General features: G+C 26.8%; 15 protein-coding genes. 1 reads left to right on the top strand and 14 read right to left on the bottom strand.

Annotated elements, in window-relative coordinates; genetic code table 11:
* Positions 1-59 precede the first annotated feature (59 nt).
* The 11 genes from K5V21_RS07110 to thrC all read right to left on the bottom strand — a co-directional run bounded on the left by K5V21_RS07110 (position 60) and on the right by thrC (position 8,206).
* Complete coding sequence (locus tag K5V21_RS07110; RefSeq protein ID WP_245000674.1) at positions 60-830, bottom strand: EFR1 family ferrodoxin; 771 nt, start codon at positions 828-830, stop codon at positions 60-62.
* 423 nt (positions 831-1,253) lie between these two features.
* A complete protein-coding gene (locus K5V21_RS19505; RefSeq protein ID WP_279381512.1) occupies positions 1,254-1,388 on the bottom strand; it encodes a clostri-philic family protein in 135 nt (44 codons plus the stop codon).
* Between the two features lie 178 nt (positions 1,389-1,566).
* Complete coding sequence (locus tag K5V21_RS07115; protein WP_221860333.1) at positions 1,567-2,172, bottom strand: hypothetical protein; 606 nt, start codon at positions 2,170-2,172, stop codon at positions 1,567-1,569.
* Positions 2,173-2,236: 64 nt separating this feature from the next.
* Positions 2,237-2,809 (bottom strand): class I SAM-dependent methyltransferase, encoded by a 573-nt coding sequence (locus tag K5V21_RS07120; RefSeq protein WP_221860335.1) that lies wholly within the window; start codon positions 2,807-2,809, stop codon positions 2,237-2,239.
* Entirely contained in the window at positions 2,802-3,329 is a 528-nt protein-coding gene (locus K5V21_RS07125) for an ECF transporter S component (protein WP_221860337.1), read from the bottom strand. The genes K5V21_RS07120 and K5V21_RS07125 overlap by 8 nt, the downstream gene beginning before the upstream one ends.
* A 112-nt stretch (positions 3,330-3,441) precedes the next feature.
* On the bottom strand, positions 3,442-3,930 hold the full coding sequence (locus tag K5V21_RS07130; RefSeq protein WP_221860339.1) for a hypothetical protein: 489 nt from the start codon (positions 3,928-3,930) through the stop codon (positions 3,442-3,444).
* A gap of 131 nt (positions 3,931-4,061) precedes the next feature.
* Positions 4,062-4,733 (bottom strand): HD domain-containing protein, encoded by a 672-nt coding sequence (locus K5V21_RS07135; RefSeq protein ID WP_221860341.1) that lies wholly within the window; start codon positions 4,731-4,733, stop codon positions 4,062-4,064.
* Between the two features lie 39 nt (positions 4,734-4,772).
* Positions 4,773-5,273, bottom strand: a complete 501-nt coding sequence (locus tag K5V21_RS07140; RefSeq protein ID WP_221860343.1) for a GNAT family N-acetyltransferase — start codon at positions 5,271-5,273, stop codon at positions 4,773-4,775.
* Positions 5,274-5,410: 137 nt separating this feature from the next.
* Complete coding sequence (locus K5V21_RS07145) at positions 5,411-5,848, bottom strand: ACT domain-containing protein (RefSeq protein ID WP_204594714.1); 438 nt, start codon at positions 5,846-5,848, stop codon at positions 5,411-5,413.
* Positions 5,845-6,741 (bottom strand): homoserine kinase, encoded by an 897-nt coding sequence (gene thrB / locus K5V21_RS07150; RefSeq protein ID WP_221860346.1) that lies wholly within the window; start codon positions 6,739-6,741, stop codon positions 5,845-5,847. The genes K5V21_RS07145 and thrB overlap by 4 nt, the downstream gene beginning before the upstream one ends.
* A gap of 1 nt (position 6,742) precedes the next feature.
* Positions 6,743-8,206, bottom strand: coding sequence for a threonine synthase (gene thrC / locus K5V21_RS07155; protein WP_221860348.1), 1,464 nt, complete (start codon positions 8,204-8,206; stop codon positions 6,743-6,745).
* A gap of 313 nt (positions 8,207-8,519) precedes the next feature.
* Between thrC and K5V21_RS07160 the strand changes: the two genes are divergently transcribed.
* On the top strand, positions 8,520-9,548 hold the full coding sequence (locus K5V21_RS07160) for a tetratricopeptide repeat protein (RefSeq protein ID WP_221860350.1): 1,029 nt from the start codon (positions 8,520-8,522) through the stop codon (positions 9,546-9,548).
* A gap of 85 nt (positions 9,549-9,633) precedes the next feature.
* On the opposite strand, the gene K5V21_RS07165 is transcribed toward K5V21_RS07160, so the two are convergent.
* From K5V21_RS07165 to K5V21_RS07175, 3 genes are all read right to left on the bottom strand, one after another.
* The gene (locus tag K5V21_RS07165; protein ID WP_221860352.1) at positions 9,634-10,200 is read right to left on the bottom strand and encodes an NUDIX hydrolase; all 567 of its coding nucleotides are present in this window, start codon (positions 10,198-10,200) and stop codon (positions 9,634-9,636) included.
* Complete coding sequence (locus K5V21_RS07170; protein WP_221860354.1) at positions 10,181-11,161, bottom strand: PD-(D/E)XK nuclease family protein; 981 nt, start codon at positions 11,159-11,161, stop codon at positions 10,181-10,183. Before K5V21_RS07170 ends, K5V21_RS07165 begins: the two co-directional genes overlap by 20 nt.
* A gap of 110 nt (positions 11,162-11,271) precedes the next feature.
* Positions 11,272-12,762: a 3'-5' exonuclease gene (locus tag K5V21_RS07175; protein WP_221860356.1), complete on the bottom strand. Its 1,491-nt coding sequence runs from the start codon at positions 12,760-12,762 to the stop codon at positions 11,272-11,274.
* Positions 12,763-12,764 lie beyond the last annotated feature (2 nt).

Raw genomic sequence — 12,764 nt, forward strand, 5'->3', positions numbered from 1 at the left:
TTAATTCTACTCTAAATAAAATATATTAAAATTAGCTTTTATATTAAATATTTTATCTATTATTTAATTAACTCATTTCTTTTTATATATGGATTTATATATCTATCCTTCTTTAATGTTTTATTGCCTATATTAATTGCTTTGCTTGGACAAATATTTATGCAAGCCATACAATCTATACACTTCCCATTCCATATTGGCTTACTTTCTTTTAATTTCACATTACTTACTGGGCAAATTTTTTCACAAGTTCCACAACCTGTACAATTACTATTCACATTAAATTTCTTATCTTTATTCTTATATTTGTTCTTCCAAAGAGAATGAACAAAATTGCTTACTGCTTGTTTTCTAATCTTTAAATTCTTATCATCTTTATTTTCTATAGATGTTATGAAATCATTAAGCTTACTTTTTTCATCTTCTATAGATTTAATTGCTCTATCTTTTGAAGGATTTCTTCCTGCTCTTATATAGTTAGATATATATTTTATCTCTTCAAAGTTATTAAGTCTAAGCCCCTTAATGTTTAAGATTTCATTTATTCTTACAAAACCATTCTTAGAAGATCCACCTCCTGTAACTTGTACTGCAAAAATATAAGGACTACCTTCTAATTTTAGTTTTTCTAAGAATTCTTCAACAACAGATGGAAGACTAAAGCAATGTAATGGATATATTATCCCCACCATATCACTATCACATATAAGATTTTTCTCTTTCATTGCTCTTGGTATAGGTATTAATTCTACTTCATCTATTTTATTTTTAATTTCCTTTCCAACATACAGACAGTTACCTGTTGATGTGAAATAATATATTTTAATCAAATTTATCACCTACTATAATTTATTAATATATTTTTGTAATCTATAGAAATAATTATAAAGTATACAGTCTTATATTATCTATTAACTTTTTAATTGTATTTTTAAATTAACAATCTAAATTTTAAATATTATCTGTTTATTTAATTTTTTTCAATTACATTATTTTTCATATTTTGTATACTATATTTTTCTAATTTGTGTAATAATTCAAAACAAATTATTTACTACTTAAAATCTTCAATAACTTATTATCTAATAATATTATGAAAGTAAAATGAAAATTTTCTTAAATAATTTTATAACTATAGAATAAAACTTATAAGAGTTAATATTTCAATATATATTTTAATATTTAATACTAAATAAATTATATAAAAAAGTAGTGCATATAAAAATATATACACTACCTAATTTAGTTATTACTTAAATGTCTTCGCCATCAAAACTCTTATATTTTGGAGGATTTTTATCATTACCTACATTATTTTGTTTTTGATGTAATCTTTGTCTTCGTTCACCTTTTTGCATAGGATTTCCAAGGTTATCTTTCTTTGGCATGGCTATCACACTCCCTTCAAATATTATCTTTCTCCTTATCATATTTAAAAATTCATGTAAAAAATAAGATATAAAAGAGTTCCTTAAGGGATTTATTGACCGTATTATGGAGCCTAGTATTAATTTATAATTAAAAAGACATTGAAGTTACTATTCAATGTCTTTAAATGCCTTTTTCTTAATTAAGTTTTGTGTATCTAAAAGAACATCCTTCATAATTAATTATTAAGATATTCCCATTAGTATAGAAAACTGGTGTATCTTTGTAATTATCATCATTCTTATGCTCTTCATCAGTAACTACTACCTTATATACCGGACCTTCTGTATCAAGTCCAAGCAATGCAGGTTTCATTATATATAAATTCTTATCATTATAATCGATGATTTTACCATCTACCTTACTTATTCTATAATAAGGCTCTTTAAAATTTTTATCATAATAAATACTATCAAATATATTAAAGTATCTATGATCTGATATTATAATATTCTTTTTAGCTAACCCAGAATATTTTTCCATATTTTTTTCTGTTGGCTTTGAGTCTAATTTATAACTATACATAACTCCAGTTCCCCATATTCCTTTAATACTTTCTAAAACATTATTACTATCAATAGATCCTTTTTCATTCTTTTCTAGATTATCCTCTTTAACATCATCAATTTTATTATAATTTTGAAGTGCTTGTACCACTTTTTCTTCATCGCCGTTTTTAATGCAATATCTTCCTGCAAAAACTAATAATAATCCAATACCAACCCCTAAAATTGCCCTTCTCACTGGTCCACTCCTTTGATAAAATATATAAATTACTATTAAATATTACTATTTTTATATAAGCACTTCAAGAAAAATAATCTAATATTACAAGATAAATTTTATTATTATCAATAACTAAATTCTCTTTTAAAAATACAGGCGCAATTTCAACTAATTCTTTTCCAGAAATAAGCTGTGATGATATTGATTCTGACATATTTTCGTGTATTTTATCTATACTTTTCCTACTAAAATTATGACATATTATAAGCTTTCCACCTATCTTTAAAAGCTTACTTAAATGACTTAGAAACTTTTCCTTATCTACAAAATGTGGAAATGAATTAAATACTATTATAAAATCCCATTGTCCAGCTTCTATATTGAAAATATCTTCGCATAAATATTTTACTCTTTTATCATTATTTTTCTCTTTAGCTATTTCTATCATATTTTTAGATATGTCTACTCCAAGTACCTCTTTTGGATTATATTGCAATAAATATTCTTCTAATATCCCAGTTCCACAAGCTACATCTAATATTTTTGAATTCTCATGAATATCTATTTTCCTTATTATATATTCTATATATTTATGATTACTCCTTCTATCCCAATCCGATGCTAAATTATCAAAGAACTTCTTTATATCACACATTTATATAATTTCTCCTTTTTAAAAAGTTATATAATATAGGTATTAATATTAATTGAATTATAATTCCAGGGAATGCTGTAACAAAAGCGCCCATTAAAAATGCAGAAAAAGCAAATGTATTTTGTACAACTCCTAAAATAATAAAATTAGCTATACAAGATACTATTCTCCCAACTAAAAGAGTTACAATTAATGATACTATTATAGACCTTCTCTTTAATAAAATTCCTAAAGTTAATCCATAACATCCAAGCTCCAGGCTCATTATTATAGCTACTGGAAATATAGGTGGCATCCCAGTTAAAAATGATGAAAGTATTGGAACAATTAATCCACAAATCCCTCCATATTTTCCTCCACATATAACTGCACATATTAAAATAGGTATATGCATTGGCAAGAATGTATTGCCTGCCATATTAAAAGTATGGAATATAGACGGTAATATTACACCTATTGCAATAAACATAGATGTTATTAAAATTTTTCTTGTACTAAATTTATTCTTTAATCTTTTCATATAAATCACTCCTTTATATACTAAATTTATATTTTTAATCTTATATTTTTAGACATAAAAGAATTTATAAAAAAAGACTATAGATAAATTAAATTTATCTATAGTCTAATAATTATTTAGTACTCATTGCACCATACATTTCATTTTTTATATTAGTGATCTCTTTACTAGCACTATCATAATGCTTATTACTTAATAGTTGTTCTACTTCTTTTATTTGACCTTCTATTTTAGCTCTTGAACTTTTTTCTATTTTATTTAAATCAATACTCTTTAAATCCTCTAATTGTCTGTTTAATATTTGTCCATTATCTTTTTCAGCTTTTTCAATTAAAGCATTTAATTTTTGTTCAAGTTCAGGCATTACTTTTACATTTCTAAATGAGATTGCATCTTTTGATTGCTTTATTAAACTTTTATATGTTTTTTGTTCTTTTCCTATCATATATTGGTTAAATGCTGTTTTATGTCCATCTAAGTATGTTTGGAATTTCGCGATTTTTTCATTTTCTCTATGTGTATTGAAAATTAACAATCCTAATATAAGTATTGCCACTATAATTCCCATGATTAATTGCTTTTTTCTCTTTACATTCTTCATATCATTTTCACCTTCACTGTATTAATTTATCAATAATATGTCCGATTGTAATATCATATATCAGAATTGTAGATACAATATATTTATATTTTAAAATATTTGTTAATTATTTTTACAATTGTAATTTAAACTTATAAAATAACCTCAAATTCTTCAAAAAATCTATTTAGATATTCTTCCATATAATCTATTCTATTTTTTGCAATTCTTCGACCTATATTAGTTCCCATATCCTCTTCTAATCTAAATAGCTTTTCATAAAAATGATGTACTATTGACTTACTCTTTTCAGTTAAGTTGTAATGCCCACCATCTAAGTTTGTATGTGGATCATACATCTTTTCTCCTATATGCTCACCAAACATAAATGCTCTTCCTATTCCAACTGCTCCTAAAGAATCTAAATTATCAGCATCTTTTAGTATTATTGCTTCAATAGGCAAATCACTTTCTAGCTCATCCCCTAGGAAGCAATGCTTGTCTGTTGATTCTATACATTCTTTTATTTTTTTTATTAATTCCATATCTAATTCAAGCTTTATGCATAATTCATAAAATATTATTCCCATTTCATGAGAATGTTTTAATTCTACTTCATCATTCATTTGTAATCTATGAAGATCGTGCATATAGCTTGAAAGACATAGTACATCTTCATCACCTGATAGTCCTTCCTTCTCGTTTATAAGCTTTGCCATTTTATATACTCTGTCTAGATGATATATATCATGAGCCCCCTCCTTGCAATGCTTACTTAATAATTTTATCATTTCTTCTCTCACTGAATTGTAATACTTGCTCATACCCTAAATTTTCCTCACATTCTAATTTAAATATTGTTTTTAAATTCCTGCCAACTTTCTTATCTTATCCTCTTCTAATCTATATACAGTCCAATCACTCATTGGAATTGCTCCTATGCCCTTATAAAAATTTATTGACGGCTTGTTCCAATTAAGGCAACTCCACTCAATTCTCTTGCATCCGTTGTCAAATGCAATTTTAGCAATAACCTTAAATATTTCTTTTCCAATTCCTCTTCCTCTATATTCAGGCTTTATATAAATATCTTCTAGATAAAAACCTGATCTCCCTATAAATGTTGAGTAATTAAAGAAATAAAAGACATATCCTATTGGATTTCCATTAAATTCTGCTATCATAACATTAGCATCTTTTCTTATAAAAATCGACTCCCTTATGCTATCTTCAGTTGCAATAACTTCATCTAACATTTTTTCATAAACTGCGAGTTCTTTTATAAGCCCCAAAATTAAATTAATATCATTCTCTTCTGCTTTTCTTAATTTAAAGCCCTTAATATTTGTATCTATATATTCCATATATAAGCCCCCTTTTTACTGTTATATTATACCATATTTAATATGTCCTTATAACTATTTTATACTAACTACAAGAACAATATTATCAATTTAAAAATTTAAAAGCAATGTGTATATACACATCGCTTTTAAAAAAGTTATTCCATTGCTATAAAATTAACCTCTTGAGTATTAGGCATATCACCTAATCCATCTAAAAGGTCTGATATATCGCACTCTAAAGATGACATATCAATTGTTATACTTAAATTTGCAGAACCATTTATTGGTATGCCTTGATCTATTGTAAGAACATTTCCACCCTTATCTGAAATATAATTTAATACATCTGATAGGACACCTTTTTTATGTTCTATAATCATACTAAAAGTCATCTTACGACCTTGTATGCTCTCTGCAAAATCAAAGACATGATCCTTATACTTGTAATAAACACTTCTACTTATCCCTACTATTTTTGTTGCTTCGGTTATCTCTTTGATTTTTCCCTCTTTAAGTAAATTTTTAACCTCTATTACTTTTTCATATACCTCAGGCAAAACTTTCTTGTCTACAACTAAATAATTACCTTTCATTTGTTACCACCTTCTATAACAACTGCACCCTCATTATCTATAGAGAGAGTCAAAATAGAGTAATTTACCCCTTCCCTATCAAGCACTTCTCTCATCTTATTGCTAAAGCTATTTTTTCTATTAATAATTGTCATTATTGTTGGCCCTGCACCACTTAAAAAAGATGCTAGTGCTCCATTATTATATGATTCTTTTTTAATAATATCAAACCCTTTTATTAAATTTCCTCTATAAATTTCATGAAATCTATCATCGCATGCAAATTTAAGCAAATTATAACTACCATTATTAAGAGCTGTTACCATTAAAGCTGCCCTTCCAACATTATATACTCCATCTTCAAAAGATATTTTATTTGGAAGCACTTTTCTTGCTTTTTCTGTAGATAATTTAAAATCAGGTATTATTGGAATAAAATTCAAGTCATTTTTTGCTTTAACCTTATCGTAAATCACTTTGCCTTTTATCACTATAGCAACAACAATTCCTCCAAGGAGTGCTGGTACAACGTTATCTGGATGCCCCTCCATAGAAACAGCTAATTCTAATAACTCTTCCGTTGATAACTTTTGACCCATAATTTCATTTGCTCCAATAATTCCGCCAACAATGCAACTTGAACTACTTCCAAGACCTCTAGAAATTGGTATTTCATTTTTTAAAATAGATATTCTTAATCCTTTTATCTTATAATTCCTTTTTTTAAAACATTCAATCATCGCTTTATATATTATATTATCTTCATTACAGAACTCTTTTTCTATTCCAAAAAATTCTAATCCATTCTCTATTTCTTCAAAAGCATATTCATTATATAGATTTAACGCTACTCCTATAGCATCAAAACCTGGCCCCATATTCGCTGATGTAGCTGGTACCCTAACTCTAATCATATCATTCACTACCTTCCAAATATGATAGTAAAACCTCTTTCATAGAATCTTTTGCACACTCTTCATCATGCCTTATTTTTTTATCTTTTAACTTTGCTAAACATTTTGGTATCTTATTACTACTTTGTTCAAACAAAGCTTTTAAAACATCAAAGTCATCCATAAAATCCACATCTATTCCTAGTGAATTGCATATACTTCGTGGAAATTTATATGGACTTGCAGTTGAAGCTATAAGTACTGGTGTATTATCGCCAGTTTCTTTTTTGTACTTCTTATATACACTGTACCCTACAGCTGTATGTGTATCGATTAAATAGTTGTCTTTGAAAAATATTTCTTTTATAGCCTCGTATACTTCTTCTTTGGTAGAAAATCCCCCATAAAATTCTTCTAAGAACTCTTTCATCTTATCATTTACTTCATATACGCCTTTTGTAGTTAAATCATTCATAAGGTTATTAACCTCTTTTGAATCTCTTCCACTTGCTTCATAGAGTAATCTCTCTATATTTGATGAAATCAAAATATCCATAGATGGAGATTCAGTTAATATAAGTTCTCTTCTTCTATCATATATACCACTTTTAAAGAAATCTGAGAGTACTTTATTTTCGTTAGATGCACATATAAATTTATTAATAGGTAATCCCATTTGTTTTGCGTAAAATGCAGCTAAAATATTCCCAAAATTCCCTGTTGGAACAACTATATTTATTTCTTCTCCTATTTTAATCTTATTTTTATTGCAAAGATTAAAATATCCATAGAAATAATAAACAATCTGAGGTATTAATCTACCTATATTTATTGAATTTGCAGATGATAATAAATAGCCCTTTTTTCTTAATTCATCTTTTAAATCACTATCATTAAATATAGATTTAACACCATTTTGAGCATTATCAAAGTTACCATCAATAGCTATCACCTTAACATTTTTTCCTCTTTGAGTTATCATTTGTCTCTTTTGTATCTCACTTACTCCATTCTTTGGATAGTAAACAACTACTCTAAACCCTTCAATGTTTTTAAAGCCTTCAAGTGCCGCCTTTCCAGTATCCCCTGAAGTTGCTGTAAGTATTACTATTTCTTCATTTATATTACAAAGTTCTTTAGCCTCTTTCATAACTTGAGGAAGAAATAATAATGCAGCATCTTTAAATGCACAAGTAGGCCCATGATACAACTCTAAAAATTTTTTTCTAACTCTTACTTTAAATCTTTTATTATAAGCTCTATTTATAGCCCCATTAAGCTTATCTTTATCTATATCTGTAAAGAAATTTTTTATTATTTCAAATGCTAACTCTTCATATGTGCAATCTTTACTTTTAATTAAATTCTCATAAATTTTAGGAAAACTCTCTGGAACAAATAGCCCACCATCAGATGCAATCCCTTTAATTATTGCCTCGGATGAATTTATTCCTTGTTCAGCCCCCCTTGTACTCCTAAATTTCATTTAACCACCCCAAAAGTTTAATTCTAGAAATATACCCTTATTTATCATAATATCATGTACTCATCATGAATACAACTGTATTTTATTTAAATACACTTCTTTTTTTCATTTCCATCCTTCAATTCTATAATATACCATTTTGCATTTAACCTAGTTACTCGATTTTATTTCTCAAATAATTTTCTTATATTCTAACTCTAAATTCTAAAAATATAAAATTCCTCTACTGGTAATTTTATTCAATATATGATATTATTTCAATATATGCAATATATAAAATTAATCTAATTAAATTTTGTAAGGAGGAATACAAATGATAAAAATTTTTAAAAAATTGAGTGTTGTTTTAATAATAACAACCTTATTTTCTCTATCTTTAATTAGCTGCACTAATAGTAAAGTAAATAAATATATTGAATCTGGAAAATCATCTTTAAATTCTAAGCAATATGATGAAGCTAAAACTAACTTTGAAAATGCACTAAAAGAGGATAAGGATAATAAAGAAGCTTCTGATTTATTAAAAATAATAGAAAACTATGAATCTGCTAAGAAAAGTTATGAATCTAAAAATTATAAAGAAGCTGAAGAATATCTATCTAAAATAGGATCAGATTATTCAAATTATAAAATAAAAGAGGATATAGATAAATTAAAGGAAGATATAACCTTAAAAGAAGAAGCAATAAATAAAATATCTGATCAAATTAATTCTGTAGATAAGTTAATTAATGATAAAAAATTTACTGATGCAGAAAATGAAATCAAATCTATTAAATTAGATGATGCTGATAATGATCAAAAGAAAAAAATAGGTGATCAAATTAATAAAATAAACAAAGAAAAAGCTGAAGCTGATAAAAAAGCTAGTATAGAATCTAAACCTAATAAAAATACAAGTAAAAATACTACTTCACATAAAAAAGCTTCTTCTAAAAAAAGTTCTGCAAAGAATAGTACATCTAAATCTAATAGTAATAGTAAAACTAAAAAAGAACTTGCTTCTAACAAAAGCGTAACTTACACAAACAAAAAATTTGGTTTTACCTTTAAAATACCATCATCTTGGATAGGCCATTACTCAATAAAAGAGCGTGCTACTGGAGTTAGTATAGTTTTTAATGCAGCCGATGGTACTCCAGGACTATTGCTTGAAATAACTAATGACATTGAGGATGGACACTATTTAAATAATACTACATCTAAAACTATAAACGGCACCAAATATATATTAGGTCTACCATCTGATATAGGACTGGATCCTAATAATTCAAGCTATAAATTATATAAAGAACTTGAAAAAGACTATAAGATAGTAGTTGATTCATTTAAAGGAATATAATTAGTATAAAGTAAAAGAGAGGACTTCCATATAACTATTAATGTATTAAAAATAGTTATATAAGTCCTCTCTTTTACTTTATAGCTTATATTCCATTATCTATTAAATTTAGTATTATTCCACCCTTTATTGATATATTGTTATTCTTCACAAATTCCTTGCAATCTTCTATTTTTAATTTAATAACTTCTATTTCTTCATCTTCTTCTATATTATCTGTACTTATTTCTCCGCATACTCCCACCTTTACAATAGCTGTTGTTTCATCTGTCATTCCAACAGATGTATAGCTTGGTTTTAAAAATACTTCATAACTTGTAGCAGTAAGTCCTGTTTCTTCAAAAAGTTCTCTCTTTGCTGCCTCCTCCATATCTTCTCCTGGATCTATAATGCCAGCTGGAAGTTCATATATATAATCATCAATTACAGGCCTAAATTGTTTAATTAAAACTACTTCTCCTTCTTTAGTTATTGGAATTATCATAACCCCATCTGCCTTTGTATGATCTTTAGTCTTACAAGCAAGATCTTCTTCATCTCTTCTACTTGCAAAAAAATATTTTTTAGGATTCCCTTTTTTATTCTCAAGATCTAATTCATACATGTTTAAATATTTATTATTTGTTTGTTTTTTAATTCCTAATATTTTCATCGTTCTCTCCTCTTTCTTCTTCACATAATATTTTATACTTACATTTATTGCATTTATAATCCTCATCTCTCATTATAAACATCTCTTTATCCTTTGGTTTGTTAATCTCTTTATCAGAAAGCATGGCATCTATAACATTAATCTCTTGTTCTACTCTTAACTTAATTTCTTTAATTTCTTCATTTGTAATTTCAAATTCATAGTTCTCCCCTGTAAATAAATACTCTATTCTTCCTCTTATATTTTCAACTGGAATTTTATACTTTTCCATTACATAAAGGGCATATACTAATAGCTGCTCTTTATTATCTTCATTATGTTTACCACTTTTCCAGTCTACTATGATGCAATGTCCTTTATCATCAATATAAAGCATATCTATTATTGCAAAAACCTTAACTCCATTTATAAATATATAATCAAAATTTCCTTCATCAACTTCCAGTACTTTTAAGAAGTTCCCTTTTTGTATATCAAAAAACGTCTTGCTCTCAAAGAAGTTCTCTACACATTGTTCTATTCTTTCCTTTACTTCACTTATATCCTCTGAATCTAACTTTCCCTCATAATAATACTCCTGTAACATCTGTCCATTTGGATACTCATCCCACTGAAGCTTACTTCCTTTTCTACTACTTTTTCTAACTATATTATTTAATTTAAGTCTTACAAAAGATTTAAACTTATCTACATCTATCTCACTATCTTTATTATTAATTTTATATTTAACTATTCCTTTTATTCCCTCATGAATTATATCCCCAAAAGCTATCCATATATTGGTTAATTTTTTTAGTCTCCAAACTCTTTTTCTTTCTAATGATACCTCCGGCTCCCATCCCCTATGAGACCCATAATAAGTGTAATAATATTCTCTTAGACAAGACTTTATACTCTTTATCCTTGAAATACTCCATGACTTTTCTGGATAATCTTTAACTAAGAACTTCTCTTTCCTCATATTTCCCTCCATTATTACTTTATATATTAATTATTATACTCCTTGAAAAACTTTAATAAAATAAGGCCCTCTAGAAAATTTCTAATTTCTAAAGAACCTTATTACTAAAATCAATTTTTTAAATTCTCATAAATCTTATAAACAGCCATAGCTGTACTTAATGCTTTTGAATCATAGGCATATAAAATCTTATCAGGTTCTGTTCTTAATACACCTTCTATGCAAGCCTCTATACTTGTGTCCTCTGCCTTTACTCCAAAACGCTCCTTATATTTTTGTCTATATAATTTCATAATACATAACTCTTGATTAAAAAATTCTCTTCCATATATTTTGCTATACTCTTCTTTTATAAACCTTAAATGATAACCCATATTATAACCAACTAGTCTATCACTTCCAATAAAATTTAAGAATTGAGGCATAATATTTCTTATACTAGGTTTTCCCTCTAACATTTTATTAGTTATACCAGTTTCTGCTTCAACATTTGCTTGTAACTCCTTTTCAGGATTTATATATGTTTGGAATGTTTTAATTATCCTTCCATAAGATACTTTAACTGCTGCTATCTCTATAATTGAGTTGTTATTTGAAAACTTACCTGTTGTTTGTATACATATAGCAGAGTAATTATAAGAATCCCTTATTTCCCTTTCACTTCTCATTGTTATAAACTCTAATGTTCTAACCTGCTCTTCTACGTATTTATTAATATCTCTATAATTTAAAGTTAATGAATTAACTCCCTCATTAGATATTTCTTTAATCCTTGGAAGATATATATCCTTAATTTTAAATAGCCTTTCTGATAAATTACTTATAGATATATTTTTTTTATCGATTTTATTCTTTAAATCGTTTATTTCACTTTCCATAATAGATAGCTCATTTTTAAAGGTTAGAATTCTACTCATTTCTATCATTCTTTTATCATTTATTATTCTTTCTTCTTCATAATCTTTTTTATCTTCAATACATTCTGCTACTTCCTTACTATTTTCTTCCTCTTTATTCCCTTCTTCGTTATTCTGCTCTATTATGCCCCTATCTTTCCCCTCTTCTCTATTATCGTTCTCTTCAATCGCTGACTCTTTACCTCCAAGACTACCAGCCTCTTTTAATTCATCAAATGTCCCTTCCGTACTCTCTTCATTATCTTCTATATTTTTTTCTACTATTTCTTTATTCCTTTTTATCTCTTCTTCGTTGCTCTTTTGCATTTCCCTCTCTAGAATTTCTATGTCTTGTCTTTCTACCTCCTGTCTTTCTATTTCTTGTCTTTCTATTTCTTGATTTTTAATCTCTTTTAAATTTTTTTCCTTAGCCTCAATATTCTTTTTATATCTTTTAATAGTATTTATCTCTTTGTTTATATCGATATTTACCTTCGCACCACTTTTTAAAAATATCTTTAATCCTCTAAATACCTCTTCTGCTTCATTTATCTCCTCTTTTTCTATTTCTTTGTTATTAATTTTCTCTATTATTCTCTCGCCCTCTTCTTCTAAATCTAACAATCTTCTATTACATTCTTCACAAAGATTGTTCTTTAATTTTAAAAACCATCCTCTTTTAGAACAAACAGAACATTTTTTCATTT

Source organism: Clostridium sardiniense (assembly GCF_019753795.1).
GTDB classification, from domain to species: Bacteria; Bacillota; Clostridia; order Clostridiales; family Clostridiaceae; genus Clostridium; species Clostridium sardiniense.

Coding starts and splice junctions, on each gene's coding strand:
- K5V21_RS19505 (WP_279381512.1), bottom strand. CDS start 1,388: ATGCCAAAGAAAGATAACCTTGGAAATCCTATGCAAAAAGGTGAACGA.
- K5V21_RS07120 (WP_221860335.1), bottom strand. CDS start 2,809: ATGTGTGATATAAAGAAGTTCTTTGATAATTTAGCATCGGATTGGGAT.
- K5V21_RS07125 (WP_221860337.1), bottom strand. CDS start 3,329: ATGAAAAGATTAAAGAATAAATTTAGTACAAGAAAAATTTTAATAACA.
- K5V21_RS07130 (WP_221860339.1), bottom strand. CDS start 3,930: ATGAAGAATGTAAAGAGAAAAAAGCAATTAATCATGGGAATTATAGTG.
- K5V21_RS07135 (WP_221860341.1), bottom strand. CDS start 4,733: ATGAGCAAGTATTACAATTCAGTGAGAGAAGAAATGATAAAATTATTA.
- K5V21_RS07140 (WP_221860343.1), bottom strand. CDS start 5,273: ATGGAATATATAGATACAAATATTAAGGGCTTTAAATTAAGAAAAGCA.
- K5V21_RS07145 (WP_204594714.1), bottom strand. CDS start 5,848: ATGAAAGGTAATTATTTAGTTGTAGACAAGAAAGTTTTGCCTGAGGTA.
- thrB (WP_221860346.1), bottom strand. CDS start 6,741: ATGATTAGAGTTAGGGTACCAGCTACATCAGCGAATATGGGGCCAGGT.
- thrC (WP_221860348.1), bottom strand. CDS start 8,206: ATGAAATTTAGGAGTACAAGGGGGGCTGAACAAGGAATAAATTCATCC.
- K5V21_RS07160 (WP_221860350.1), top strand. CDS start 8,520: ATGATAAAAATTTTTAAAAAATTGAGTGTTGTTTTAATAATAACAACC.
- K5V21_RS07165 (WP_221860352.1), bottom strand. CDS start 10,200: ATGAAAATATTAGGAATTAAAAAACAAACAAATAATAAATATTTAAAC.
- K5V21_RS07170 (WP_221860354.1), bottom strand. CDS start 11,161: ATGAGGAAAGAGAAGTTCTTAGTTAAAGATTATCCAGAAAAGTCATGG.
- K5V21_RS07175 (WP_221860356.1), bottom strand. CDS start 12,762: ATGAAAAAATGTTCTGTTTGTTCTAAAAGAGGATGGTTTTTAAAATTA.